General features: G+C 61.7%; 15 protein-coding genes. 6 read left to right on the forward strand and 9 right to left on the reverse strand.

Annotation, left to right across the window (positions count from 1 at the left end):
- Window positions 1-12: 12 nt before the first annotated feature.
- Window positions 13-1,476 carry a hypothetical protein gene (locus SGJ19_21425; protein MDZ4782817.1) on the reverse strand — a complete coding sequence of 488 codons (1,464 nt, stop codon included), beginning with the start codon at window positions 1,474-1,476 and terminating at the stop codon, window positions 13-15.
- A gap of 236 nt (window positions 1,477-1,712) precedes the next feature.
- On the opposite strand from SGJ19_21425, the gene SGJ19_21430 reads away from it, so the two are divergent.
- Together SGJ19_21430 and SGJ19_21435 are read left to right on the forward strand one after the other, a co-directional pair.
- Complete coding sequence (locus SGJ19_21430) at window positions 1,713-2,480, forward strand: tetratricopeptide repeat protein (protein MDZ4782818.1); 768 nt, start codon at window positions 1,713-1,715, stop codon at window positions 2,478-2,480.
- A 119-nt stretch (window positions 2,481-2,599) separates the two neighbouring features.
- Window positions 2,600-3,769, forward strand: coding sequence for a tetratricopeptide repeat protein (locus SGJ19_21435; GenBank protein ID MDZ4782819.1), 1,170 nt, complete (start codon window positions 2,600-2,602; stop codon window positions 3,767-3,769).
- A gap of 21 nt (window positions 3,770-3,790) precedes the next feature.
- On the opposite strand, the gene SGJ19_21440 is transcribed toward SGJ19_21435, so the two are convergent.
- From SGJ19_21440 to SGJ19_21455, 4 genes are all read right to left on the reverse strand, one after another.
- Complete coding sequence (locus tag SGJ19_21440; protein ID MDZ4782820.1) at window positions 3,791-6,949, reverse strand: choice-of-anchor Q domain-containing protein; 3,159 nt, start codon at window positions 6,947-6,949, stop codon at window positions 3,791-3,793.
- Between the two features lie 176 nt (window positions 6,950-7,125).
- Window positions 7,126-8,874 (reverse strand): hypothetical protein, encoded by a 1,749-nt coding sequence (locus SGJ19_21445; GenBank protein ID MDZ4782821.1) that lies wholly within the window; start codon window positions 8,872-8,874, stop codon window positions 7,126-7,128.
- Between the two features lie 141 nt (window positions 8,875-9,015).
- Complete coding sequence (locus SGJ19_21450) at window positions 9,016-9,786, reverse strand: ABC transporter ATP-binding protein (protein ID MDZ4782822.1); 771 nt, start codon at window positions 9,784-9,786, stop codon at window positions 9,016-9,018.
- Window positions 9,783-10,709 carry a hypothetical protein gene (locus tag SGJ19_21455; protein ID MDZ4782823.1) on the reverse strand — a complete coding sequence of 309 codons (927 nt, stop codon included), beginning with the start codon at window positions 10,707-10,709 and terminating at the stop codon, window positions 9,783-9,785. Before SGJ19_21455 ends, SGJ19_21450 begins: the two co-directional genes overlap by 4 nt.
- Before the next feature lie 406 nt (window positions 10,710-11,115).
- Between SGJ19_21455 and SGJ19_21460 the strand changes: the two genes are divergently transcribed.
- From SGJ19_21460 to SGJ19_21470, 3 genes are all read left to right on the forward strand, one after another.
- Window positions 11,116-13,707, forward strand: coding sequence for a sodium-translocating pyrophosphatase (locus SGJ19_21460; protein ID MDZ4782824.1), 2,592 nt, complete (start codon window positions 11,116-11,118; stop codon window positions 13,705-13,707).
- Between the two features lie 253 nt (window positions 13,708-13,960).
- On the forward strand, window positions 13,961-18,310 hold the full coding sequence (locus tag SGJ19_21465; protein ID MDZ4782825.1) for a hypothetical protein: 4,350 nt from the start codon (window positions 13,961-13,963) through the stop codon (window positions 18,308-18,310).
- 160 nt (window positions 18,311-18,470) lie between these two features.
- Complete coding sequence (locus SGJ19_21470; GenBank protein MDZ4782826.1) at window positions 18,471-20,117, forward strand: hypothetical protein; 1,647 nt, start codon at window positions 18,471-18,473, stop codon at window positions 20,115-20,117.
- A 214-nt stretch (window positions 20,118-20,331) separates the two neighbouring features.
- On the opposite strand, the gene SGJ19_21475 is transcribed toward SGJ19_21470, so the two are convergent.
- The 4 genes from SGJ19_21475 to SGJ19_21490 all read right to left on the reverse strand — a co-directional run bounded on the left by SGJ19_21475 (window position 20,332) and on the right by SGJ19_21490 (window position 25,945).
- Window positions 20,332-21,105, reverse strand: a complete 774-nt coding sequence (locus SGJ19_21475; GenBank protein ID MDZ4782827.1) for an NIPSNAP family protein — start codon at window positions 21,103-21,105, stop codon at window positions 20,332-20,334.
- A gap of 96 nt (window positions 21,106-21,201) precedes the next feature.
- Complete coding sequence (locus tag SGJ19_21480; GenBank protein MDZ4782828.1) at window positions 21,202-22,683, reverse strand: methyltransferase regulatory domain-containing protein; 1,482 nt, start codon at window positions 22,681-22,683, stop codon at window positions 21,202-21,204.
- 47 nt (window positions 22,684-22,730) lie between these two features.
- Entirely contained in the window at window positions 22,731-24,317 is a 1,587-nt protein-coding gene (locus tag SGJ19_21485; protein ID MDZ4782829.1) for a hypothetical protein, read from the reverse strand.
- 293 nt (window positions 24,318-24,610) lie between these two features.
- Window positions 24,611-25,945, reverse strand: coding sequence for an MFS transporter (locus SGJ19_21490; GenBank protein MDZ4782830.1), 1,335 nt, complete (start codon window positions 25,943-25,945; stop codon window positions 24,611-24,613).
- A 125-nt stretch (window positions 25,946-26,070) separates the two neighbouring features.
- Between SGJ19_21490 and SGJ19_21495 the strand changes: the two genes are divergently transcribed.
- On the forward strand, window positions 26,071-26,571 hold a 501-nt coding region (locus SGJ19_21495; protein MDZ4782831.1), incomplete at its 3' end, for an acyl-CoA dehydrogenase family protein.

The following is a 26,571-nucleotide window of genomic DNA, read 5'->3' on the forward strand; positions in this document are numbered from 1 at the left end:
CCGTCGGTCGTCTCAGAACTGAAGCTTGTACTTTTGAGACATCTTGGCCCGCATCGCCGCCGCTTCGTTTTCCAGCTTGACGGCGATCTCGCGGGCCGACCGAGCGCCGGCGGCCTTTTCCTCGGCGCGGACCTGGCGGCGCTGAGCGCCGGTATCGGAATCAGAATAGTACCAGCCGTCCCAGCCGGAATAGTACGTGTCGCCCCCGTAGATCGCGGCGTTGCGTTCGGCAGAGTTGATGCCGATGCCTTGGAGCGACGCCGCCATTTCGCGCAGTTCTGTGCTCACACTCGCGCCGTAGGCCACCATCTCGGGGTCAACGTCCAAGGTGGGCAAACGGTCAATGCGGCGGGCGGCGTTGGTTACCCATTGCGCGACCTGCCCGAAGGTTTTTGCATCCTTGTGCTTGAGTTGCAGCGAGGTGAACTGCTTATCGACGGTCTTAAAGTACGTGCGCGAGGCCTCGGCCATCGCGGAGACCGGCGTAGTTTTGGGCTTGGGCGCCGCGGCGGCCGATTCGCTGGCGACGGCCGCCAGGCTGTCGGTGGGCACCGAGACGAGTCCCATCAATTGCCGCATGCTCTCCGGGCCCAAGTCTCCTTCGATGGCCAGCGTGCTCTTGCCAACCGACGGCTGCCAGTCGGCGAATTCCTCAAGCATGATGCCCGCCCCGCCAATGGCGTTCAGCAACATCGGCTTGGCCAGTTCGCCCAGGCTCGAGGGATCCTCGGCGAAATCGACGATCAACTTGCCGTGGCACTTGTCGCCGATCTTGATGCCGAGCCGCACGCCTTGAATGCTGGTCAACAACGCCGCGGTGGCGGGAATATCCTTGATTTGATCCTTCAATTCTCCATCGCGCAGTCGCTCTTCCAGGAATTTTTGCGGCAGCACATCGGTAAGATCGATCGATAGGATGATGTCCGTGCCGGCGGTGTCGCTGTAGGAGCTGGCCTTCGTCAAGTACGCGGAGACAGCGCCCTCGCCGGACTTTACGCGCTTAATCCAGCGCGCGGCGAGCTGCCGGTTCGTCGGCAGCATCGCGCCGACTTGTGAATCACCCAAGTCGACGAGCATGGCTCGGCGGGTGCCGATCGCCTGGGCGCCGGCGATGTTCTCGACCGTGCTATTCAGCTTTGAAGCAGCGCTTACAAATGCCGGCGGACTGGAAAGTTCCATGATCGCGGCCTCCCAGATCGGCCGATGCCGTTCCAGGTCGAGTTGTGAAACCATCACGAACTGCGTGGCGTTCGGCGGGATCATGATCTCCCGTTCCTGAAACGCCTCGGCCAGCTTTTCGGCCGTTCCCTGGCTCTTGGCGTACTCGCTCTGCATAATCTGCGCGACGTTCACCACGATCGCCACGTTGGCGCCTTCCGGCGACTTCTTCAACAGTTCCTCGAACGTGGCGGCACTTGCCACGGAAAACGTCCCAGAAATCGCCGCCAATGCCGCCCAAGTAGCCAAGAATCGCATCGAAGCGCCGCCCAAAAGATGGTGAGATGAGTTCGCAACTCGCGCAGCTATCGTAACTTGCGGCGGAGGGGGTTCGCAAGCTTCCAGTTCGAGCAATTTGCCGCAGAAATGCCACTTACGTCGAGAATGGCCTTGCTGGTCCGGGCCAGGCTAGCTATCGTCCCCGCCGCTTGGCGGGCGAGGCAGGTCGCCGCACTTGCGCCACCGCATGTTTTGTTGGCCGGAGGTACGCAGCCGTGACTCGATCCACCGTAAATTCGCGGCTGATTTCCGCGCTGGGGACATTCTGTTTAGCGGCGGCCTCCCTTGGGACGGCTGGGTGTACGCAGATGGTAGCCTCGGGGCAGAACGCTAGTGGCGTAAAGCTCCACCAGCAGGGGCTTTATCAAGGGGCTGTCGAGCGTTTCCAACAGGCGATTTTGTCCGATCCGAACAACGGCGACGGCTACTACAACCTGGCGGCGACGTACCATCAGCTTGGGAAGACGCAGAAAAACGACGCCTTCCTGCAGCAGGCCGAGACCTACTATAACCAGTGCCTGGACCGCAACGCGAATCACCGTGATTGCCACCGCGGGTTGGCGGTACTACTGGTGGAGGAAAATCGGTCCGAAGAGGCGGTGCGGCTGATGGAAGGTTGGGCGCAACACAGCCCGGCGGTGGCCGACCCGAAAATTGAGTTGGCCCGGCTATCGGAGGAATTCGGCGACAAGGACGCGTCGCTCAAGCATCTGCAAGACGCCCTGGCCCTGGAACCGTCCAATTCCCGTGCGTTGATCGCGCTGGGGCATGTCCAGGAAGAGTTGGGGGACCAGGCCCAGGCGCTCGCCAATTATCAGCGAGCGCTCTCGCTGGACCGCTGGAACACCGAGTTGCAATCCCGTGCAACCGCGATGCGCACGGCGCTCAGCACCGCACCGCTGACGGCCAGCGCAGCCCCGGCGGCAGCGCCCGGTCCCGGCACGGTGCGCGTCAGTGCGCAACCGGGAACGATCAAGCAATAGCCGTTGCTGGGCGTTGCAGGCCGGGTTCCTGGGCGGCGCAATTCAGTGCGTTGACACTTCGGCTGCCAGCCTAGACATTGGGCGCAACGAGTTTTCATCGCGTCCCCCCGTTTCGGCCCATGTCATCGGCACCCTCGCTGGAAGGTATGCGCGTCGCGCTTGTCGGGCGGTTTGCCGGCGCACGTCATTCCGATGCTCGCGAGTTGATCCGAGCGCATGGCGGCAGCAACGTCGAGCTGGGTGATCCGGCCGTCGGCCTGATTGTCGTGGGTGAACACAGCCTGCCGCTGGACGAGCACGGCGTGCTCGACCGGGCGTTGGCCGCCTTGGAAGCCGCGACGCCTGGGGCAGTGAGTCCCGTCGTCATCTCGGAAACGCAGCTCTGGCACCGGTTAGGGCTGGTCGATGCCGAACAACACGTGCATCGATTGCACACGCCGCGCATGCTGGCGGAATTGGTCGGCGTGCCGTTGAGCGTTGTGCGACGCTGGCAGCGTCTGGGGCTGATCCGCCCGGTACGAGAGGTGATGCGACTGCCGTATTTCGACTTTCAGGAAGTCGCGACCGCCCGCCGCTTGGTCGAATTGCTGACGGCCGGCATCCCGCCGCGCGAGATCAAGCGGCAACTCGCGGCGCTGGGGCGATTCCTCCCCAGCGTGGAACGGCCGCTGGCGCAGTTGTCGGTGATGCTGGCTGGCAAAGAACTGCTGCTCCGCCAAGGGCAAGGCCTAGTTGAACCTGGCGGGCAACTGCGCTTCGACTTCGAGCAACTAGACGACGATTTCGACACCGTCGAAGCCACGCCGGCCGTCGCACGGCAAATCTCGGCTGTTTCGCCGGAGCCGGAGGAGCTGATTGAGGCCGCGAAGGCCCACGAGGACGCTGGCGAGTTGCCGGAGGCGATCGACCTCTATCGCGCGGCGCTCGCCGTCGGCGGGCCGCGCGCCGAATGGGTTTTTGAGTTAGCCGAGTTACTCTACGCGTCGAACGAGCTGCCCGCAGCGCTCGAACGCTACTACATGGCGGTCGAACTGGACGACAACTTCGTGGAAGCCCGCTCGAACCTGGGCTGCTTGCTGGCTGAACTGGGCCAAACCACGCTAGCGGTCGCGGCCTTTCGCGGGGCTTTGGCGCTGCACCCGGACTTCCCCGACGCGCACTATCACCTGGCGCTCGCACTGGAACAACAGGGCGATGGCGACCAGGCCCGCACGCATTGGCGCCGTTTCCTCGAAATGTCACCGGACAGCCCCTGGGCGGAAACGGCGCGCCAACATATCGCGGATTAGCAGGTCCTAGTTCACGGAAGTTCAACGACGCCGGGCCGAATTGCGTCGGGCGATGACGGACGTTTCGTCGGGATCTGCGGCGGACCAGCCGAGCAGGTCCGCGTTGCTTTGCCACCGCTCGACGACCTCGTCGACGGCGGCAACACTGTCAGCAATTATCGAGGCCGCTGGTTCGGTCACCGGCGCCACGTTACAGAGGAGCTTCAAGCTGCCCGGGATCTGCGGTACCGGTAAAGCTAACCCCGGCGGCGTGTTTGTCACGACGTTGTCGGACCACATGAAGCGGGAGCATTGTACGTCGTCGAGAAGAAACTCGACGTCAAGCCCATTTACGAGGCTGGCGCTTTTTCCGTGCAGTTCGCTATCCATCAGCTTGAACGCCGCAGGCGCCATCCATTGAATTCCCGCGACCGAAAAGTGATTCAGAGAAAGGCTCTTTCCCGTGAAGCCGTCCCAGACGGATAGTTGTTCAATGGCATATTCTCGGTCGCTTGGTTTCGCATCGCGAAACCCTTCGCCGATGGTGACATTTTCCAACTCGATGGATTTGTAAATGGGCTCGTCGGTTCGGCCTTCGAAGAACAAATTGCGCGCCAGCCAGGAATTGGTGATCGTGATCTCGCCGATTTGCTGCTTGGCGCCGGTCGGCAACGTTTCGATGGTGCCCTCAGCGACCCGAATCGAATGCAGCCGCGGCGACGTGTGAACAAAGCGACTATTGTCGATGATCATGTTTTCCACGGCGGCGAATTTCAGCACATTCCCTTGTCCGGAGACGGGGTCAATACCGTTGGGCCCCCCTACATCGAGGTTTCTCAACTCCACCTTGGTGATGCGCTTTTCGCTGTCCGGATCGTCAACAGGCACCGGATCGATCAAGATCGAGGCGGGGGCGTCGCCTCGGCTGCAGTTCACCCCGGTAGTCTCCGTCGAGAAATCCAGCTCGTGGTCGTCGTCATTCCCGATGATATAGATCGGACCGCCCTCGATCACTTTGCCCCCGACCTCGTCCTCACTCGGCAGTTGCGCGCGAAAGCCGCGACAGCGATATCGCAAGGCCGCGATGTCATAGTAGTAGTTGTCTCCGCCGACGTTGCGGAACGCCGTATGGCCGGCGTCCAGCGAATCCACCGTCGAGAAGACGTTGTGGTCTCCCCGCACCAGGATGTTGATCCCAGCCGGCACGTTGGGGTCGGTCGTCGAATCCGGATGGTTCGCGGTGTTCTGCACGGTGAGGTTGCTGATCAGCAGTTGCTCCCCTTCGACGACCAATCCGATGGCCTTATTGGTGTGCGGAGCCGCGACGTTGCCATCGATCGTGATCCCGTCCACCCAGTTGATCGGCGTGAAGTCGTCGCGCATGGTCACGGTCTTGGTGATCGCCAGCTCGGGCACTTTCCCGCGAGGATTCACGGTGCTGTCGACCGTCAGCGTGGCGTACGATTTGGACCCCGGCGCGAGTTTGAGCGTGCCTTCGCCGGTCAGCCCCAGCGCGTAGCCGTGAAACAACAGATTGGCGACGAGGAATTCCCCCTTCGGGACACGGACGTGCGCCTCGCCGCGCGTACGTGCGTAGTTCATCGCGGCCTGAATCGCCAACGTGTCGTCACCGTCGTCGTTCGGAATAGCGCAATACTTGCGATCGTCTTTGCACACTTGCCAATTCGTGACGTCGATCACTTCGGCCGGCGGCGCGCCGGGAGTGACGACGCAAATGGATCCGAAATTATTGCGGACATTGTTCAGATCCGTGATGTCGACATCCCCGTCGCCGTCGGTGTCGCCCAGGATCCCCAGACCGTTGGAGCCGAAATTGTTGCGGACATTGTTGAGATCGGTGATATCGACATCGCAATCGTTGTCCGTGTCGCCCAAGACGGTGTCGGGCGGTTCTTGCTCGCGGATGAATTCCACGGCGCCGATATCAATCGAGTCGCCGCGCGGCGCTCCGGTTTGGTCGTGCGTCGGGGGGCCAGTCTCCTTCGTTCCCGCGCCGATCGCGGGGCTGCCTGCCAAGAGTGCGTGGGTCGGCGTCAGGCCGCCATTGTTCTTCAAATCTCCCAGCAGCGGATTGCGGAACGTGTAGTCGAAGACGTCCTCTGTACTGCGAACTTGTGGATTCACCGCCCCGGTGACGTCGCCGAACAGATTCCCGCCGTCGCTTTGCACGTTGCCACGCAAGTTCATGCCCTCGATCAGCTGCACGTTCTCGTATTCTTCGTGCCAGGCAACGTTTCCGGCCACGATGGAATTCTCGATTCTCACTGATCCGTCGTTGGTCGACTCCCCCTGGGCGTCGATGCCGCCGCCGGCCGTGTCGCCGCGAGCGGTATTCGCGTAAATGGTGCTACTACTGACAATCGCCGAGGCGCCGGCGACCACGTAGATCCCGCCGCCCGATTCGCGCGACGTGTTCGTCGAGATCGTGCTGTTGATAATAGTCGCCGATCCCTCCGTCACCGCCAGTCCGCCCCCTCGCTTACCGGCCGAATTCTTGTAGAGCGTCGAACCCTCGATCGTCAGTTTGCCGCCGGACTGGGAAACGGCGCCGCCAAGTTCCAGGTCGACGCTATTGTCTTCGAATAGGCTGTCCTTGATCGTGACTTTGTCGGACGCGTTGTCCAATTCAATGGCAATCGCGCCCCCGCGCTTTGCGGCGCGATTCGAGCGAAAGATGGAATTCGTCACGGACAAGGTGCTGCGGGCATGTATCGCGCCCCCTTTGTCGCTGGTCGAGCCATTTTCCAACGTGATCCCCACGATGGCGAGGCTCGCGTCAAGACCCACAGTAATCAAATTGTGTTGCTGGCCGGTCCAGTCGCCGCGAATGACTGTCGATTCGGGGTCGTCTATCGCGCCCTGCGATCGAATAGTGACGAGCTTGGTCGATCGCTCGGGCCGTTTGACGACGTTCAAATTGCCGCCGCGCAAATCCGCCGGATCCTGGCTCGTCAATCCATAGGTGCCAGGTGGCAAAAGAATGAGATTGCAGTCGGCGTCGAGGTTCGATTCGAGAATGGCTTCCCGTAGGCTCATGAGGCCGTCGTTGGAGACGACCGAATCTTCGAAAGTATTGACTAGGTAGGTCGTGGGATTGTTCTGGCAATCCATCAGGCGGCGAACTTCCAGGGACTCGATGCGCAGACCGCGACGACGTCGAACCAGGCGACGACGAAACATGAGGGACCCCCGAGTGAGTAGTGCGTGTCGGCGTGCTGGTGCTCTACACGCCGGGTACACTTTCCTAAGCGACGAACCGGGTTGCAAGTGGATTAAAAAAATTCAGAAAAAAATCGCGACCGGAATCTCATCCGACGCGAATCGCTTCCTCATGATCCGGACGCGTGAACGTGAAACTAGGGCTCAAGCTCGCGGAAGGCGCGCAAACCGGCGCGCAGCGGAACTGCGGTGGCAATGGCGCCCAACGCCAGACTGGCGACAATGCCCAGGCCCAACCACCACTGCACGCTTGCGACGCGTGTGGCCCAATCGCTGGTTTCGCGCTGGCTGACTTCGAGGTAGTAGTGGCAAGGAACCGCCACGAGGAGCACGACGGCCACGATATATGCGGCCGAAATGACGAGGTTGAGCGTGCCGCCAAAGCCCGCGGCGATCTTCGATGGAGATTCTTCCCGAAGGTTCGGCATCCGGGCCCCGAGCCCCACGGCGATCCCGGACAGGCCCGTGCACAGGATCAGGCAAATCAGGAGGTGAATGCCGATCACAAAAAGCCTGACGTCTAGCATCAGGTCGCTGAGCAGCACCAGTACGGTGCAAGGAATCATGGACCCGCAGGCGGCGAACAGGAACTTACTCCATAGCACGGTACCGCGATCGACCGGCATCAGGCCCAGGATCCAGAACCGGCGGCCTTCCAGGCTGACCATCGGGAAGATGAATCGGGTCGTGAACGTCGACAAGATCAACCCCACCACGGCCAGGTTCAGGAAACTGATCATATTGACCCAGGTGACCTTGGTTTCGTCGTAGGTCAGTCGCCGGGTGTTGAGAAAGTACATCGCCAACAGGGCGAAGAAGATGAGGAACTGCGACCACTGCAGGGGATCGCGCCGGAACAGTCGCACGTCCTTGACGATCAGCAACCGCATTTCCCGGGAGAGAAACGCCGCGCTGTAGCCCGCCAGCTGATCGACCCAGCCCCACCGCGCGCGCCGCCGCCCGGATCGCTCGGCGTGTAACAGACTGTAGCCGGCGCGGTAGTAACGCGACGCCACGGCCGAGGCGATCAAATGCCAGAACAGGGCGTTCGAGACCGTCAGCGACAGGAACAGCACGCTTTCGCGCCATTGCCCGCGCGAAGCTTGCAACAGGCCAACGCTCAGCCACCAGCTGGGCAACAGCTTGTGCTCGCTGAACTGCAACCGGGAGACCACCTCCTGGAACCAGTTCGGGGTCAGCAGGTCGCTTTGCGGACTGTTGGCGATGGACCAGATGACCCAGCCGCTGATCGCCAGCACGGCGATGACCGTTCCAGCGACAACATATTGGCGTCGATTGGTCAGCCTGTGAATGACCAGCACGCAGGCGATCGCACCAAAGCTGCCCGGAATGTAGACGAACGCCCCCATGAAGAACGGCAAGAGCGCGAAGTAGTACCAGGGAGCGTCACCGACCACGCCATAGGCGATCAGCATCGGGCTGCCGAGCAGCAAGAAACCCCAACTGGCGAAGAACATCGCCTCCTGAAACTTGTGCTGAAAGATGCGTTCGCCACGCGCCGGCAACGTCAGGAGATACTGCGCTTCGCTGGCGCGGTACATGCTGCCATAGAGAATCACCGCCGACGAAAAGAGCAGCATCAATGTCAGCGACGCAAAGAATACGCGGAACACCACCCCGACGGTCTGGTCATGCGTCTCGGGATGCTGAATTGTCGTGGCCAGAAAATGAAACCCGTCGGCGAACATGACGAACAGCCCAAACCAGAGCAACATGCTCAACACGAGCGCGAGCGCAACGCGCAAACGCGACTGACGCACGGCCTGGCGAATCTGGTTCACGGTCAGCCGACGGCGCAATCGCCAAAAGACCGAAGCCTCAGCTTCGGGACGCAGTAGGCGGTTCGGTTCAGCGCTGGATGCCATTTGGCGGCGTTGATTGAAGTCAAGAACAGGGCGATTTGCAGCCGTCGCTTACATTAGCCCGTAGCGCCAGCGAGGGAGAGAGGGCGCTGTTGAGAGTTTCTGGTCCTAACCCTCGGCGACGTCAACTCTCCCTCGCTGACGCTACGGGCTAGTGTCAGGTGAAGTCTGATACGTGTTGCCATTTCCATTCGGCCCGGACGTCAGTTGCAGGAACAAACTCTCCAGGCTGGAATCGCTGCCGGAGATCGAACCTCGCAGTTCTTTCAGCGTTCCCACCGAGCGCAAGCAGCCCTGGTCGAGGATGCCGATGCGGTCGGCGATTTCTTCGACCATCGACAGCGAATGCGTGGAGACGAAGACCGTGGCTCCCGCTTCAGCCTGGGCGCGAATTAGGTTCTTGACGATGCGGGCGGTGCGCGGATCGAGTCCCACCATTGGCTCGTCGATGACCAGCACGCGCGGCTTGTGCAGCAGCGCGGCGGCGAACACCAGGCGCTGTTTCATGCCGTGCGAATAGGTTTCCGTGAGGTCGTCGACAAAGTCGCTCAGGTCCAGTTCAGCGATTGTGCGTTCGATCCCGTCTCGTTCCTCGGCCCTGGTCATGCCGTACATGCCAGCGACGAATTGCAGGAACTCGCGCCCGGTCAGCTTTTCGTAGAGGTACGGTTCGTCCGGCACATAGCCGATCGATTGAGCTGCCTCGCGATGCTGTGCGGTGAGGTCGTGACCGCAAACGCGAATCGATCCGGAAGTCGGTCTCAGCAGCCCGACTAGCATTTTGATCGACGTCGTCTTGCCGGCGCCGTTCGGGCCGAGAAAACAGAACAGCTCGCCGGGTTGAACCGTCAGCGTCAACCGCGCAACCGCCACGCGGTCGCCGTAGGTCCGCGTGACGTTCTGAAACTCGATCATGGCGCGTCGACCTCCAGGTCAACGGGCGCGTCGTTGGATGCTTCGTGTTCCAGCCTCGGTCGGTCGGGGACGCTCTCACGCAGGCGTTCTTCGTCGTTAGGCACGCGCGCGAACGTGAGCTTGGTGCTCCAGAGAAACGCCTCTTGCCGCAGGACGCGCCCGAGTCGGTCCACCCACGCGCGGCCGCGGATAGCGCCGTTCGCGTCGCCGATTCCCGCCCCTGGATCACTGCGAAACACCACGATCTTGGTCGACACGATTTCGCGGTTCCAAATAATCGGCCCTTCCCCTTCGACTGTCGCTTGCAGTATTTCCATCGGGGCGTTCGGGGCGTAAAAGGGGCTGTAAACGGGCACGGTCCAAGTCTGCCCATCCTCCAACTGTCCCAACCGCGTGCGTGGCGAGAAGGATTCGCCGATCGCGCCGCCCCGAGGCAGAAACATTTCGTTGTTGTAGACGAAGTCGCCGGTGCGGGCCGTGATGCTGAGCCGGTCGCCGGATGCCACGCCTTGCATGAGCATCACGTCGCGCATTGAGGCGAGGTCTACTGCCGTGCGGACCCCGATCAGGCGATCCAGCGGATCGAGCTCGACGGTGCTACGGACTCGCATCTGGGCGATCGAATCCGGTGCGTCGACCATGCGGAGCAACCAGGCCGGGCCGAGCTTGCCGAGCGGAAGTTCCTCCAGAAAGACTTCGCTCGCCAACGTCTTCACGCCTTCCTTGTCGATCTCCACGGTCGATTCGGCCCAGCCAATCGGTTTGTCATCGAGCAGCAATTGCCACTTCGTATGTGGATCATCGGTGCTGTAGCCGGGCGGACGGCCGACGTCGAGCGCCGGCCAGATCTTCTGCGTGACCAACCAGGACATGGTGGTCAACCAAATGCCGACGATCGCCACGTTGAACCAGCGAGACGACATGCGGCCAGACGCTCCGTGCGTTGTGCGTTTCCGAGTTGGCGTTGCGCGGGTCAAGGTCCGCGATGCGCCGCCTACATTCTAACAACGTGCGCGGGCGGCGTGTTCCAGGGCAGCCGCCAAAAATTGGCAGGTTCAACTTGGCTCCCTGGCGACTTGTCCTGGCAATCCGTCGCAACTCCTTGATCGGTATGGTGTTTCCAATTTTGGTTGGTACACTCTGGGGGCCGTGAGCGGCGGCAGCCACGCGGCGCGCTTGGCGGTGGGGCCGGGCGCATCAACCTCACTGGATTACGAGGGGGTCGACGCGATGATGAGGCGGACACGGACGGTTTTTGTTGGGCTCGCGACTCTGGTGCTGGCTTCGGTCATTGTGCCAGCCAATCTCACTTCCGCAGAGCCGGCGCCCATGTTTTCGGCCGGGGCGGCCAATCTCGCCTTGTTGGCGCAAGAAGTGACGCCGGTCGTGACGGCGAGCAATGAGCAGACATTTGTGATCGTCTGGGCGTTCTGCTTCATCGCGTCCATCGTGGCGTTGATTCAGGCGTTTCGCTTCTACAAGGAGATGATGGCGTCGGACGAGGGAACGCCGCTGATGATCGAGATCGCGGGATATGTCCGCGAGGGTGCAAATGCCTATTTGACCCAACAATATAAGGTAGTGGCCGTCTTTTTCGCCGTGATTTGCGCGCTGCTCGCGTATGCCGCCTTTGGCTTGGGCGTGCAAAGCAAGTTCGTGCCGTTCGCCTTTCTGACGGGCGGATTCTTTTCGGGCCTTGCCGGCTGGTTCGGCATGAAGACCGCCACTTGGGCGAGCAGTCGCACTGCCGCCGGTGCGCGAAAGTCGCTGAACCAAGGCCTCCAGGTCGCGTTTCGCTCGGGCGCCGTGATGGGTTTGACCGTTGTCGGCTTAGGTCTGCTCGATATCTGCCTGTGGTTCGCGATCCTCTATTGGATCTGGCCGCAAATTACGGGAGAGACCATTTCTCTCGCCGAAATTACCGTCACGATGCTGTGCTTCGGCATGGGCGCCAGCAGCCAGGCCTTGTTCGCAAGAGTCGGCGGCGGCATCTTCACCAAGGCCGCGGATGTCGGCGCCGATCTCGTGGGTAAGGTTGAGCAGGGCATCCCCGAAGATGATCCACGCAATCCGGCCACGATTGCGGACAACGTCGGCGATAACGTCGGCGACGTGGCCGGCATGGGCGCCGACTTGTACGAATCGTATTGCGGCTCCATTTTGGCTACAGCGGCTCTCGGCGTAGCAGCCTTTGCCAGCGGCGAATTGCTGACCGGCGATGGCAGCATGAGCGTCGTGGAAGCCCAATTGCGCACACTGTTTCTGCCGATGTCGATCGCGGCCGTCGGCATCTTTCTGTCGATCGCCGGTGTTTACACTGTGCGTACGGAGGAGTCCGCCACTCAAAAAGTGCTGCTCCAAGCGCTGGCTAGGGGCATTAATCTGTCGACGTTTTTGGTGATGATCGCGGCTATTGGCCTTGCCTGGTGGCTCATGCCGCCGATCCCGGCCGCCATGGTCTATGGCGTGCCCGGCGTAGCCTTCAGCGTGATCGTTGGCTTGTTGGCCGGGTGGTTGATTGGCAAGTGGACCGAGTACTGCACGAGCGACGAGTACAAGCCAACTCAAGAGCTTGCCGCGCAGGCCCTGACCGGCCCGGCGACCGTGATCATCGGCGGCATCGCCGAAGGCATGATGAGTACCTGGTTCCCGGTGATGGTCGTCTCCGCCGCGACGATTCTTTCGTTCGGCTTTACGAACGGCTGGAATTTCACCGACATGAACTATTTTGCCCTCGGCCTGTACGGCGTGGGCATCTCCGCGGTCGGGATGTTGAGCACGCTCGGCATCACGCTCGCGACGGACGCGTACGGACCGATTGCCGACAACGCCGGCGGCAATGCCCAGATGGCCGGACTCGAAGAGCAAGTCCGCGAGCGGACCGATGCGCTGGACAGCCTCGGTAATACCACGGCCGCCACGGGCAAGGGCTTCGCGATTGGTTCCGCGGCGCTCACCGCGCTCGCACTACTGGCCGCTTACGTCGAGGAAGTGCGGATCGGCTTCGAGCGTTGGGGCGAAAGCGTGTTGACCGTAGACGCAGAACCGGGCTTCTACAAGGTTTCCAATCAGTTCATCCTGCGCGCCAAGGAAGGCGAGTTCAAGACTCCCGCGGAGAAGTTCGAAAAGTACCTCGCGATTCCCACGCACGTGCGGCATCGCGCCGTCAGAGAAGCTTGGGAAAAGGTTTCGTTCTCCGGCGCTCCGGGACGTGTGCCGGACGGAATTCTCGAACAATTCGAAGAAGATGGCGTCACGAAATCGCGATTTGTCGCCAGCGGCGATGAATTGATCGAAGTGCATCGCGCGACGTTGCCGGAGTTCGCGACCTACTACGACGCCTCGCTGATGAACCCCAAAGTGCTGGTGGGGATGTTCGTGGGCTCGATGTCCGTGTTTGTCTTCTGTGCGATGACGATGAAGGCCGTGGGTCGCGCCGCCAAAGGCATGGTCGAAGAGGTGCGCCGGCAATTCAAGGAAAACCCGGGCATCATGCTTGGCACCTCCAAACCGGATTATTCTTCGCCGGTGGCGATCAGCACCAAAGCGGCTCAAAGGGAGATGATTCTGCCTTCGTTGCTGGGCCTGGTTACGCCCGTTGTCGGTGGCCTGCTGCTCGGCGTCGCTGGCGTGATGGGCATGTTGGTGGCTGGACTGACGACGGGCTTCTGCGTGGCCATCTTCATGGCCAATTCCGGCGGCTCCTGGGATAACGCCAAGAAGTACATCGAGGCTGGACACCACGGCGGCAAAGGCAGTCCCGCACACGCCGCCGGCGTGATCGGCGATACCGTCGGCGATCCGTTCAAGGACACGAGCGGTCCGAGCTTGAATATCCTGATCAAGCTGATGAGCATGGTGAGTGTTGTGGCCGCAGGGCTCATTGTTCGCTACAGTTTGTTCGCGATGGGTATTTTCTAAAGCGAGCGACGTACTTGATCTCGATTCGCATGCCCTCGTGCGCAGCGTCCTTCGCAGCGCACGAGGGATTTTTCTTTGGTGCGGCGGCGGCGCGGCAATCAGTCCGCCACCGCCGGGCGCCGAAATTCGCGCTTTTGGTGCGATTCCTGTAACAGAGTCCCCCGGCACGGCGCTGTTTGTTAGAATCGGGCCTGTGCGTCGGCAGGCATGTCGTCGCCTAAACCGGCTGAATCATCCGCGGAACATCGATCCTATGTCCGATGCACGGCGATCGCGGCCTGCCCGACAACCGAATTGGCGTCCGGGAAGTCAACAGGAAGTCCATCCTTGGAAGCGCTGGCTTAACCGCCTGGGCTGGACGGCCGTCGCGGGCTGCCTGGCGGGGCTATTCGTGTGGCTGCTGTGGCCTCGGCCGGTCACCCCGACGGTGTTCGCTTCGATCGTAGTCAGCGACGTCGACGCGGGGCAACTCACAACGCCCGCCTTCGCCAACGCGGATGCGGAGCGCATGGCGCAATTGCCTTGGACCAAAAAGCTTATCTCGCAAGACGGAACATTCAACGCCAACGACAAACGCGAGGTTGGTCCCGCCGAGGGCGTGCTGGTCTGCTACATCGCGGGGCACATTGCGACGCGGCTCGTTGATGGATCGCCTCAACTGGCGTTACTTTCGACGGACTACAGCCAAGCAAGGCTCGCGGACTTCGTGGACAACGCGCCCCATGGACCGGCCACGCCGTTGCGCGAGTTGCTGCAATCGATCGCGACGCAGTCGTACGCCACCAAGATCGTCCTGCTCGATAGTCCGCGCGCGAGCGCGGAGCCCTGGTTGGCGGTGGCACAGGCCGATTGGGCTGTCGCGCTCAAATCCGATGTGGAATCCGTCGAATCGGATAGTCTTTGGGTGATCTGCGCCGGGCCCAGCAATACGCAGTCGCGCATCAATCATCGACTTCGCGGTTCGGTGTTCATGGAGCAGGTTGGCGAAGTCCTACGAGAGAAGCACGCCGCGAATAAAAATGGTCGGGTTGATCTTCAGGATCTCATGACGCGACTCACGCAGACGCTCGGAGCGTCGCCGGTCGTCGTCACACGAAGCCAGGTTGATCCCGCCGAGATTTCGCTGCCGGTGGAGTTTACGCAAGCTGCCGCAAAGGTCGTGGAGCCAGTGCCGGAGAAGAAGAAAGAGGAGGAAGGCGCGGCCGAGAAGCCAGCGGAACCCGTTAAGCCGGTGGAGCCCAAGGGGGACGCGGTTTGGCTCGCGCACGACTACCTGTTGGATGTGGGCCAGCAACTAAAGGCGTCGCCGCTGGATTATGCGCCGGCGTCGTGGCGCGAATTGCAAGAAGTGTTGGTCTGGAGCGACTGGCGTCGTCACACCGGCGGCGAGGTGGGCGACGGGCCGCTGGAATCGTCGTTTCTCGCCGTCAAGGACGCCATCGGCCAGGCAGCCATCGGAGAGTCCAACGACAAGGATTTCACGGAAGATGCGCTGCGGGCCTTCCCCGCTGCGATTCGGAACTTCCAGCGTACGCGAAAAGAGTTGTGGAGCGATGCGCCGAAGACCTATTTGACCGCGGTGCGGCGCCGCAATTTGCTGTTGTCGAGGCTGCCGGACTATTGGCGGTGGCAAGCCGCTTGCGGCAGATTTGAAGCGCAGCAGTGCGACAAGGATATAATCGCATTGAAGACACTTTGCGACGCGATTCAAGACTTCGAAGGGCAGGACGACCGCTCCCGTGCGGAAGACATTCCTGGGCAAGCGAACGTGGCCGAAGTCGACGCCTTGTTAGCCAAGGTGACGACCGACATCCAGCAGGAAGTCTCCAGCCTCTATACGACGCACGGTAGTGCTGCCGCCGCTCCGCTGACGGCGGCTACGCAGCATCGCATGGAACAACTTCTGTTGACGCCGCTGCCGAGCGCGGCGGATCGCGAGCTGCTATGGAAAGTGCTTAAGGAAGCAGAAATCGCGCCGAGCGTTGGTGAAGAAAACGTAGCAATCGCGATGCCAACGTCCGTAGCCGGAGATCAGGCGGAGATGGAGGCCCGCTGGGCGAGATTTACAGTGAGCTTGATTCAGGACGGCAACGCCGACGACAAATTGCCCGCGCTGGCGTCGCAATTGACCGATTCGGCCGCTATGGCGACGAGCCTCGATGAGTGCGCGAAGTTCGTGCGTCTGCTTTCGGAATATCGCACACTGCTGAAATCGCGGATTCAGTCTGCCCCGCGCAGCGGTAGCGAGGAACTCTTGGCGCGTGCCGGAGACGCACAGCTGGAACGCGACGACAGCGAAGGCGGCATGGCGCCGCTTAAAAAATGGAATCGGCAGATCACCTTGAAACTGAAGCCGGAATCGCTGGACTTCAGCAACGACACCGTGCTGCAATTCACGCTGGACATCGTCGGGGCCAGCCACTCGAACACAAATTCGTTGCGATTCGTCGAGATTCCGCCGCAGCTAAAGTTGAGGCACGGCGATTCCGATGTGAGGCCCGAAGATGTCGTATTGTCCAAAGATCAACGCGTCACGTTGACGGCCACGTATTTGGGCGAGCCGCCAAAGTCCGGGCTGATTCGATTGGTCGTGATTGCCCAGTCCAAGAGTGCTGAGAATCCTGACCGAGCGGTGGAACTGAGCGCGGAAACTCCGATACCGGTAAAGCTTCCGGCCAAGAGCGCGTTCGCCTTGGTGCGATTGAGTGAGAATTCGCTGGTTCGCGAGGCGCGCGAACCGTCCTCCGCCTCGGGCGATCGCTGGCTGACCGGAGTGCGGTTGCTGGCGCATCCCAACGACGATTCCGTGTACGACATCGGCCTCAGCCGAACAGCCGGTCCGCGCGCCGACGTGAAAGTCGAACTCTATGCATTGAAGGACAAATGGAGTCGGCGGTCGGATGTTCCTTTGACGGTGGACGCTCTCCAGCGCGACGCGGTAAAGCTAGGAGTCAGCGCCGTCGTGGAACCATCGGGGGAATCAGGCGCACTTAAGTTTAGCCTCGCCGGCGCCGCGCCTGACGCACTGATGGACGCCGCCGCTACGACTCCCGTCCCGCCTCCCGCTGCGCCCAAGGAAGTGGACTTGCCGTCGCTACAATTAGTGGCCGTGATCACCGAAACGAAGGCCGGAGGCGGCGTGGAACATCATCTCGAATGGCTCGGCATCGAACCCTTGCATCCTGATCAGTTCGTTGACGCGGAGGCCGAACAGCCTCGCGAAGACGACGGTATCCAGCTACTGCCGTTCAAGCTCAGCTTTGCCGAAAACACACAATCGCCGACCGACTTGCCGCGCGGCGCCGTGTTTGTGAAGTTGGGTGAGACCAACGATCTCAGCCCTGCCGTTAAAGGGTACGATTTCAGCAGTACTGAGTTACCGAAGGATGGGCTGAAACCAGCTTTGCGCTTCGATCCGACCTTGGCCAAGGATGGCGAAGGGCTCGTATTTCTTGACGTCGCGAACTACCCTCGGTCCTTCATTTGGCAGTTGCCCGACAATCGGGATTTAAGCCGCAGGATGCCAAGAGTGCTTGTTGAGGAGCGAATTCACGTTCGCCAGCCACGCGCTTCGACTTCCGCAGAGTCGCTGCCCGGACAACTCGAGTTCGTGGGTAGGCCGACGGAGCCGATCGTAGTGCAGATCGAAGTCGACAACGTGGCCAGCGAAAAGACAGTGGAAATCGGCCTGCGAAAGACCAACGGCACGGTGATCGATGCGCATCAGGTGCGCGGCTCGCGAAGTTATCGTCCGCTGCTTAAAGTCGAGGAAGAAACAGGACGGCTCATCATTCACTGTGATGTTGCCGACTTTACGTTCGCGCTCCAGCCCGGCGGTACTGACGGGGAAGCGGAAATCTACGCGACTGTGCTGGGGGAAGACCATTCCGACGGGCCCGCGCTAAGCGATATTGTGCGCGGTGTCTTGGACGGGACGGCGCCAAGGCTCCCCAATGTGGATCCGGACGTGCCGATCCGCAGAACATCATTGCCCGATGAGCCTGTCATCGTCGAGGTCAGCGCCGAGGACACGTTGAGCGGCCCGAAATTGCTGGAATACTGGATGCCCGGCTCCCCCAAGCCCGTGATTACGGAGGGCGCGGCCGAACCCAAGGGGCAAGAAATCTTTGCCCAATTGAATAGCTCTAGCGGGGACGGGTATCGGTTTTACGATTTTCAACTGCAGTTCAACGAATTGAAGGCTGGCGATGCGAAGGTTTACCTGCGCGTGCAGGACTTCGCCGGCAATTGGTCGCCTCTGACTTCATTGACGATCAGACACAAGTCGGCGATGGCGGCCGCTGCCGAAAAGACTCCCCAGCCCCGCGACGTGCGGCTCAAGGTCACCTACAAACGCGGCAGCGAGAAAGTGCCCGTGCGGAATCCGACGGCCACGATCATGGGACCGGGCGATCTACCTGGCGCCTCGGCAAAGGGAGATACACAGGGCGTCGTAGTGCTCAAGCAACTTCCGCCCGGCCCGCACAAGATCATCGTCGCCGGTCGGCCGCGCAATGCCGGCGAAGTCAAGAAGGAGGAAACGGTCGAAGTGCCCGACGACGGCCAGAAAACCCCGATCGAACACGAGGTTTCACTGGATTAGCAATGCAACGGGGCAAGCTGGCGAACTTGTGTCGATCAGTACGGAAACTTCGGAATCTGCGAGTCTGACTGCCGAGAATATTGGACAAGGGAAGCGGCGTCGGAACCGTCAGCCGTTCAAGCCCCGTATAATTCTTGTGACAAGTCCTCCGAGGTGCGAAATGGAATTCGCCAAGCGTATCGCGGTTCAGGTAGTGTGCCTGGTCGTGGTCACTTCGCTCACGCAGTCCGCCGTGGCCCAACCGGCGATTCCCGCACCGGCGCCACCGACTTTGTGGAATTTCCTGGGCATCCCCAAGGGGTTCTTGGGGCAGACGCGCGCTCAGATGGTCAACCGGCGCGGCAACCGCCCCGGACTGGAGAAGAAGCCCCCGCTCCGTAATCTCGCGGATCCCGCGAATTTGGAGCCTGAAATGCCCAAGGCAATTCAGGAGGCTGCCAAAATCAAGCAGGCGGAGGACGCCGCGCCGCAGAAAATCAAGGCCATCAAGTATCTCGGCCAGATCGGCTGCGGTTGCTATCCAGGCGTGAAGGAAGGCCTGCTCGAAGCGCTCAGCGACTGCACGGAAGAAGTACGGTACGAAGCCGTGATGGCGTTCATGGCGGCCGCGGGCAACGTCTGCCAGGCCTGCAGCGAAACGTGCTGCGATGAGGAAGTCGTCGCCAAGCTTCGCGACATGGCCTTCGGCATGGACGAGCAAGGCTGCCCGAAGGAACCGTCGGCTCGGGTCCGCGGCGTCGCCGCCCAGGCCGCCCAGCGCTGCGAAGCGATGCTGCCGCCGCCGATGGAAGAAATCCGCCCGCGGTTGCAGGAATCCGAGAGCGGACCGGGCACGCTGCAACAGCCTGAAACGCATTATCGCCGCACGCCGGCGCCGGGTATGAACGCCACGCGGCAAACGGCAATGCAGGCGATTCAGCATCCGCAACGGGCGCTGCGATCGATCATGGACGCCGGCGCCGAATCGGCGCCAGTCCCGAACTCGCGTATCGCACCGCCGCCGATGCCGCGTGCCGCGGCGCTGCCGCAACCTTTGAGCGCGAACGCCCCGGCGCAAGGCGCGCAACATCACCTCGCGTCCCTGCAAGGACAGCAACCGGTGGTCGTCGCGTTGCCCAAGGTGACGCCCGACCGTCCCGCGGGCAAGATGCTTAAGGGCAACGTGTCCTGGGTCGCTCCTGGCGGCGGGAACTTCCGCCTCAGCTTTCCGGCGAATGACACGCCGGTTGTCGGCGAAGAACTTCGCGTTTATCACGACTACCTGACCGGCCGCAGGATGCTGGGCCGCGTGCAGGTCATCGGCATCGGGTCGGACGGCGCCTGGGCTCGCCCGCTCGATAACTTCGCCCACGAAGTGGCGAGCGGCGACATGGTCAGCACCGCGCCGACGGCCGCGCCGATCGAAGAAGAAATCGTGGAGACGAAGCCCGCTCCGGTGACACGCCCGAAGCCGGTCACGCGCCCCGCGACGTCCGTCGCGATGCCCCAGCGCCCTGCGACGTCGGAGGTGCGAGTCACGGACGCTCGCCCGGCGCCGCTGCAACAGCCGATCAGGACGGCCTCAGGTCCGCGCCCGGTGGTGGAAAAGCACCTGCCGCCGCGTCCGACCGTCACGCGTCAAAGTTCGACCACGCGTACGGCGCCTCCGGTACGAATCTTTGACGCCCCGGGGACGTTGCCCGTCAAGAACCGCCCGATGCCGATCAATATGTCCGGCCGGTTGCCTAACACCCAACCGGTGACGCCTGTCGCGGCGGCCGCACCGGTCTGGGTCGGCGACGCCGGGAAGCAAACCAAGACGAAATAGTTCGACCTTGGCTTTTCTATAAACAACAAGCCGTGGCGCTGGGCGGCGCCGCGGCTTGTTTGTTTTCCGGCCTGTGCAAGTCCAGTAACGGTGGGTGGCTGGGGTCGATTGTACTCATTCGCCCCCAGGTCAAGTGCGCTGGGGGCGAGCGAGTACACTCGACCCCAGCCACCCGCGCTTTCAAGCAACCCGACAATCTGGGTTTGACGTAGCACTAACGCGACTGCGAGTAATCGGTCGGGATCATCATCACCGACTTCACGCCGTCCGACGTGGTGAGCGAACCGCCCGCGGCCGTTTCCGAAGCCGTTTTTGCGGCGACCCAATCGGGGTCCTGGCGGAACGCGTCGAAAGACTTGTCGCGGGCTTCCGCCGACGCATGTGACAACAAGTAGACCAACGTTTTGTCCGCATCGGGCTGGCCTTCGTCGAGCGTCCAGTACGCCAAATTCGTCATGCCGTGCTTCTCGAACAACCTAAGAGTGTGATCGCGGAATCGCGCGTTGAGCCGGTCCAGGTTGCCGTCCGTGGTCGTGTATGTCCGCAACTCGAAGACGCGCGGCTCGTCGCCGATCTCGGCCTCGATCGCGGGCGAGTAGTCCGTGACGTGCAGAAACGTCGACTCCATTTTGGCGACCAACTTCCCGTCCTTCTCCGAGGCGGCAAAGGCCTCCTTCCAGGCTGAATCTGCGCCAAAGGCTTTGAACGAAGCATCACGGGCCTCGCGGCTGGGGGCCGAAATTACGTAGTACAGCTTCCGCTCCGGATTGTCGGTCGGCGTCCAGTAGCCCAGGTTCGCCAGGCCGTGCTTCTCGAACAGCTTGCAGGTATGGTCGCGAAACCGCGCGTTCAGGGCTTCGAGCTTGCCCTCGGCGGCGTAGTACACGCGAAGTTCATAGCAGCGCGTGTCAGGTTCGGCGGCAACAGCGGGACCGACAGTGCTGGCGATCAATGCGGCGCACATGGCGATTTGGCCTGGAAGTTTCATGGAGAGCGCTTTCATGGTGATAGAACACGACGGCTTCACAGGCCGGATTCTAGCCCACAGTTGCGACGGATAGAAGCCGCGACCGCGGGCGAACGGCTAGCGCATCAACAGCGCGCCACGAGCGATTTCCCGAATTGCGCTCTCATAGTTGGCCGTCCCCCGCGCGAACTCCGCCGAATCGCCATGCTCGGCGAGCCGGGGCAACAACTCTCGCGCCGCCGCGCTGAGCCGCACCAGATCGTGCCGGAGATTCGTCACCAAGGGCGAAGTTAGCGCCTGCCGGCGCGCCAAGGGACTGGCCGTCGGTCTCTTACTTGGAACCACACTGAACGGCGGCGCTGCGACGTGCAATTCAACCGCCCGCTCGGCGAAGCATCCCAACAAGAACGTGGCTAATTCGGTGCGACGTGTTGCGAGCTTCTCTTCTGATAGCGATTGTCCTTGATTGCTCAATGCGCTCCGACCCGCCTCTACCAGCGTGTCGAAATTGACCCAAGCCGGCCACACTTCCGCCAAGTAATTCAGCGCGGCCGCAAGCAATGGCTCGTTTACGGCGATCGCAAAGCCGTTTGCTGCTCGAAACGTCGTTGTGCCTTGTTCCGTGCTGGCGGCCTTCAGAGGGCTGCCGACGTACATCCGTTCGACAACGCGCGGATCGATCGATCGCGGTACTTTGCGATCGGCGCGAATGACCAACGACTGGCGGAACTCCCGGTTGGTGAGTACATCGAACAGCTGCTCTCGCTCCGCAGCGCCGGACGAGCGCACTTGCACGGCTTGCGCGATGGGGCTCGGCAGACCTTGTCCGACCATCGTTGGAAAATCCGCCTCGGCAAGAAATTGCAGGCCGTGCTGGTTCAAGTGTTCATTGAATTGGCGAAAGGTCACCGGCTGGTTGTGATCCTCCAGCAAGTCGTGCCGGAGATAGCCGTCGCTCCATTCCAGCAAGCGAGCGAGTTCCGTGCGCAACGCGTTACTGCGCTGTGTTGTGTCACTTTGGAGCAGCTCGCTTAACTGGTGCATCAATCGGCGGGCTTCCGCGACGCGCTCGGTTCCGGAGCGCGTCGCACCGACGGCCGTTAAGAGCCATTCGCGAACTGCCAGCCGATTGCTCCAGCCTGGCAGTGCGTTGTAGCTGATGAAGCCGATGCCGGTTGGCGATAGTCGCTTTTGAATCAGCGCCAACAGCGCGTCCCGCACGTCGGGCGGCGTCCAGGAGTAAACCCCATGGGCGATGATATAGTCGAACGCTCCGTCGTCGTCGTTCAAATCGCGCAAATCGCGAACCGCTAGACGGACTTGGTGGAGTTGGAGCGCCCGCACAGTCGCGAGGCCGGCTTCAATCTGCCGTGGCGCGAGATCGATGCCGTGCAACTCCGCGCCGGGCATCGTGAAGGCGAGCGGCAATAGGTTCGCGCCGTCGCCACAACCAATCTCCAGCACCCGCGCACCGGCAAGCGGCGGGAACTCCAGTCCCATCAAGCAGGCCAGCGTCGCCAGATGTTCCGGCTGCGATTGCGGATAAGGCGAACATGGATAGGGCAGCTCGTCGTAGCCAAGCGGATCGACGACTGCCATATCTGCCCCACTACCTTGGAACACTCAACATCACTGTCCGCCTGCCATCAGGCGGGAAGCAGCCGCGCGGCGCGGCTCAACGCGCGGGCGCCGGTTGGGCCCGGCTCGTCATCGAGCGAATCGATCACCAAGTCCACCAGATCATAACCTGCGATGCGGTGGCGAATGGTATCGTTTCCCGCGCCGAGATTGACGTGAACGTGGGCTTCGGAGTGAACGTCCTCGCGCACCGCCGGGAGCAGCAGGCCGATCAACACGTGATCGTCGCCCGCGCCGGCGTCGACATCGAGATTCACCAGCGGGTAACCGACCCCGTTGAGGGCCAGCCGGTCGTTCCCTTCGCCCAGGTCGACGCGCATCCGGGCGGCGGCTTCGCGCACTTTTTGCACGGCCGGTAACAGCAACCCGATGCCCACGTTGTCATCTCCACCGCCGGCATCGAACACGGCGTCGACATGGTCAATGCCGTGCAGATTCGCACGCAGGGCGTCGTTGCCTGCGCCCAAGTCGACGTGCATCCGGGCCGCGGCGTCGCGCACCTTTTGCACTGCCGGCAGGAGCAGGCCGATCAAGACGTTGTCGTCCCCTTCGCCGGCGGTCAAGTCCAACCCGACGCGGTCGTAGCCCGAAGTGTTCACTCGGGCGGTGTCGTCGCCAGCCGCGAGATCGACGTGAATTCGTGCTGCGGCTTCACGCACCTTTTGCACGGCCGGCAGCAACATGCCGATCAGGATTCTGTCTTCACCTTGGCCAGCCGTGAGATCGAGCTCAGGAAGGTCGAACCCGGTCGTGCTCGAACGCAGGTAGTCGTCTCCGTCGCCCAACTCGACCTTCATACGTGCAGCCGCTTCGCGCACTTTCTGGACAGCCGGCAGCAGCAATCCCGTCACAACTTCGTCGTCGCCTCCGCCCGCGGACACGTCAAGATCGACGTCGTCGATGCCGGACGTATTCACGCGCAGCCGGTCGTTTCCTTCCCCCAGCCCGAGATTCAGGCGTGCCGCGGCTTCGCGCACTTTTTGAACGGCCGGCAGCAATAGACCGATTCCGACTCCGTCATCGCCACCGCCGGCACGCAAATCGAGTTTCACGTCCGGCAGATTCGCCGATTGCAGGCCGAAGCGATCGTTGTCGTCTCCCAAATCCACGGACAATGACGCGCCCGGTTTGCCCGGCCGCACGTTGGGGATCGATCGAGCGCCCAAGTCGATGTCGACGTGGTCCTGCCCCTGTTGCCCGATGATCGATAGATCGATGTGCTGTTCCAGCGGCGCCGCGTCAAGCAGCACGCCCCGAACCAGCAAAAAATCGTCGCCAGCGCCCAGGTCGATGCCGACCGGAATCACCGGTGCCCGTCCGGCTTCGCGGCGGTACAGAAACTTGTCGTCGCCCGCCAAGAGGTCCACTTTGATCTGCCTGACGCCGCGGAATTCCCAGTGCGTCTCGCCCTCCCCACGGGTGTTGACGATCACTTTGCCCTGGCCGTCGTCGATGACGTTGGCACTATCCGCTTCGCGGGTGCCGACGATCGACAGCAGTCCGTCGGTCAGCACGGGCTGAACCGACATGCAGATGCGGTCCTCAAGCCGTTCCGTGGCAGTCCAACGAGAGCGAAGACGATGACGGCGTGACATGGGCAGACTCCAAAGGGTCGTTCAGCGGACGCGCGACGTTAGCCAAGACAGCGTTAAGGGGAAGATGGCGATCCTTCCAACCAATCGAGGAACCATACACGGGTCGATCGGAAGACACGGAAAAATCACCGGGCGGTGTTCCCCCTACACTGAATACCGAAGGGAAGCCGGGACGTTACAGAAAAATGGACGGATTTTTTATGAAGGTCTGCAATCAGGCCGCCATGCGTGACGGAAGTCGTTACTGTATTTAAGGATGCGGCAGATTCGAAATATCCGCCGCTGCGGCATATTCAGCGATCTGAAATTTGCCAATCGCGAAGATATTCCAGGCTTCGGCGGTAATGTTTCTGGCCCAACCCAAGGAGTACAGCAGCCGGAAAGTGCGTGATGGCCCCCACGACGACCAGGGAATAGTGCAGTGCCTGCTGGTCCTGGAAGACGTGCTCCGTGAACAACGCCACCACAGTTGCACCGGAACCCAGCCCGATCAGATTGATCACGAACAAATAGATCGCAGTGGCCTGGGCCCGCATCGTGTTCGGCATCATCCGCTGAATTGCGGCCGGGGCGACGCCAAAGGGCATACTGAGGAAGAAAATCGCCGGGGTCAACAAGATCGCCGCCCAGGTTGCGTTCGGCGCCAACGGGAACGCTAGCCCGAAGGGCAGCCAACCGACGGCGCCCAACAAGGCCGCGCGGAGATTGCCGTCCGAGTGGCCGCGCTGGTGGAGCCAGTCGGCCAATTTGCCGCCAAACACCACGCCGCACGTACCGGCGATACCCACGATCAATCCAAAAAGCATGCCGACTTCGCCCGCCTTCCATCCATAGCGGCGCACGAACATCGTCGGAATCCAGGCGGTGCCGCCATAGGCGTTGAGCGTGACCAGGGCGATACCAAGATTCAAACAACTGAACGTCGCCGCGTTGTCGCGCACATAGGCCCAGACTTCGCCAAGGGAAGCGGTCGTGGCCACGCCGCGCCGGGCAGGCTCGCGGACCGTCAGCCAGGTCAGCAAAGCGACCGGCAAACCAGGCAGGCCGACTAGCAGAAACACCAATTGCCAGGAGCGAATCGATCCCAGCCAAGGCAATTCGATCGACTCCTGCTGCGCCGCGAACTTGACGACGATTCCTCCTAAGACAAACGCCAGGCCCGACCCGATGTAGATGCCCATCGAGTAGACGCTCATCGCGGTGGAGCGCCGCTCGGGGCGAAAATAGTCGGCGATCATCGAATACGCTGACGGGGACAACGTGGCCTCGCCAATGCCAACGCCCATGCGCATCAGCGCCAACGTCCAATATTGCCGTGCCAGCCCGCAACCCGCGGTCATCACGCTCCAAAAAGCAATGCCGACGGCGATCACATTGCGACGATTCTTCGTATCCGCCAATCGCCCGAGCGGAATGCCGAACAGCGTATAGAAGACGGCAAAACTCACGCCCATCAGCAGACTCATCCAGGTATCGTTGATGGCCAGGTCCCGCTGGATCGGTCCGACGAGCAAGCTCAGAATCTGGCGATCGATAAACGAGAACACGTAGGCCAGCGTGAGCACGCCCACGACATACCAGGCCTCGCCGGGCGAAGGATAGGGGGCGTCGGTTTGCTCGTCGCTCATGGGCGGCCGTTGGTGGCAAGAAAAAGTGCGCGAATGAAATCCAGGGTGCATGAGCGTAGCATGCCCGCCGCGCCGTGGTAAGCTTACGCACGGAAATGATCGCCGCGCCGGGAGCTTGAGCCACGATGGAGTCCGCGCAGGAGTTGTTCGCTTTATCGCCGCGCGCGGAGGATCTCCGCGGCCGGCTGCTGCAGTTCTTCGAGCAGCACATCTATCCCCACGAGGCGACCTATCGCGCGCAAGGCGTGAGCGCCGAGCGCTGGCAACCGCGGCCGATCATCGAGGAATTGAAAGCGCTCGCCAGGCAGGCGGGGCTATGGAATCTCTTCCTCCCCGAAAGCAAATGGGGTGCCGGGCTGACGAACCTGGAGTACGCCCCGCTTTGCGAAATCATGGGGCGAGTCCTCTGGTCGGCGGAGGTCTTCAATTGCTCCGCGCCCGATACGGGCAACATGGAGGTCCTCGCCCGCTACGGCACGTCGGAGCAACAAGAGCGCTGGCTCAAGCCGCTGCTGGGGGGCGAAATCCGCTCGTGCTTCGCGATGACGGAACCGGACGTGGCCTCGTCGGACGCCACGAATATTCGCGCGCGAATCGAGCGGCAAGGCGACGACTACATCCTGAAC

This window comes from Planctomycetia bacterium (genome assembly GCA_034440135.1).
In the GTDB taxonomy this organism is placed as follows: domain Bacteria; phylum Planctomycetota; class Planctomycetia; order Pirellulales; family JALHLM01; genus JALHLM01.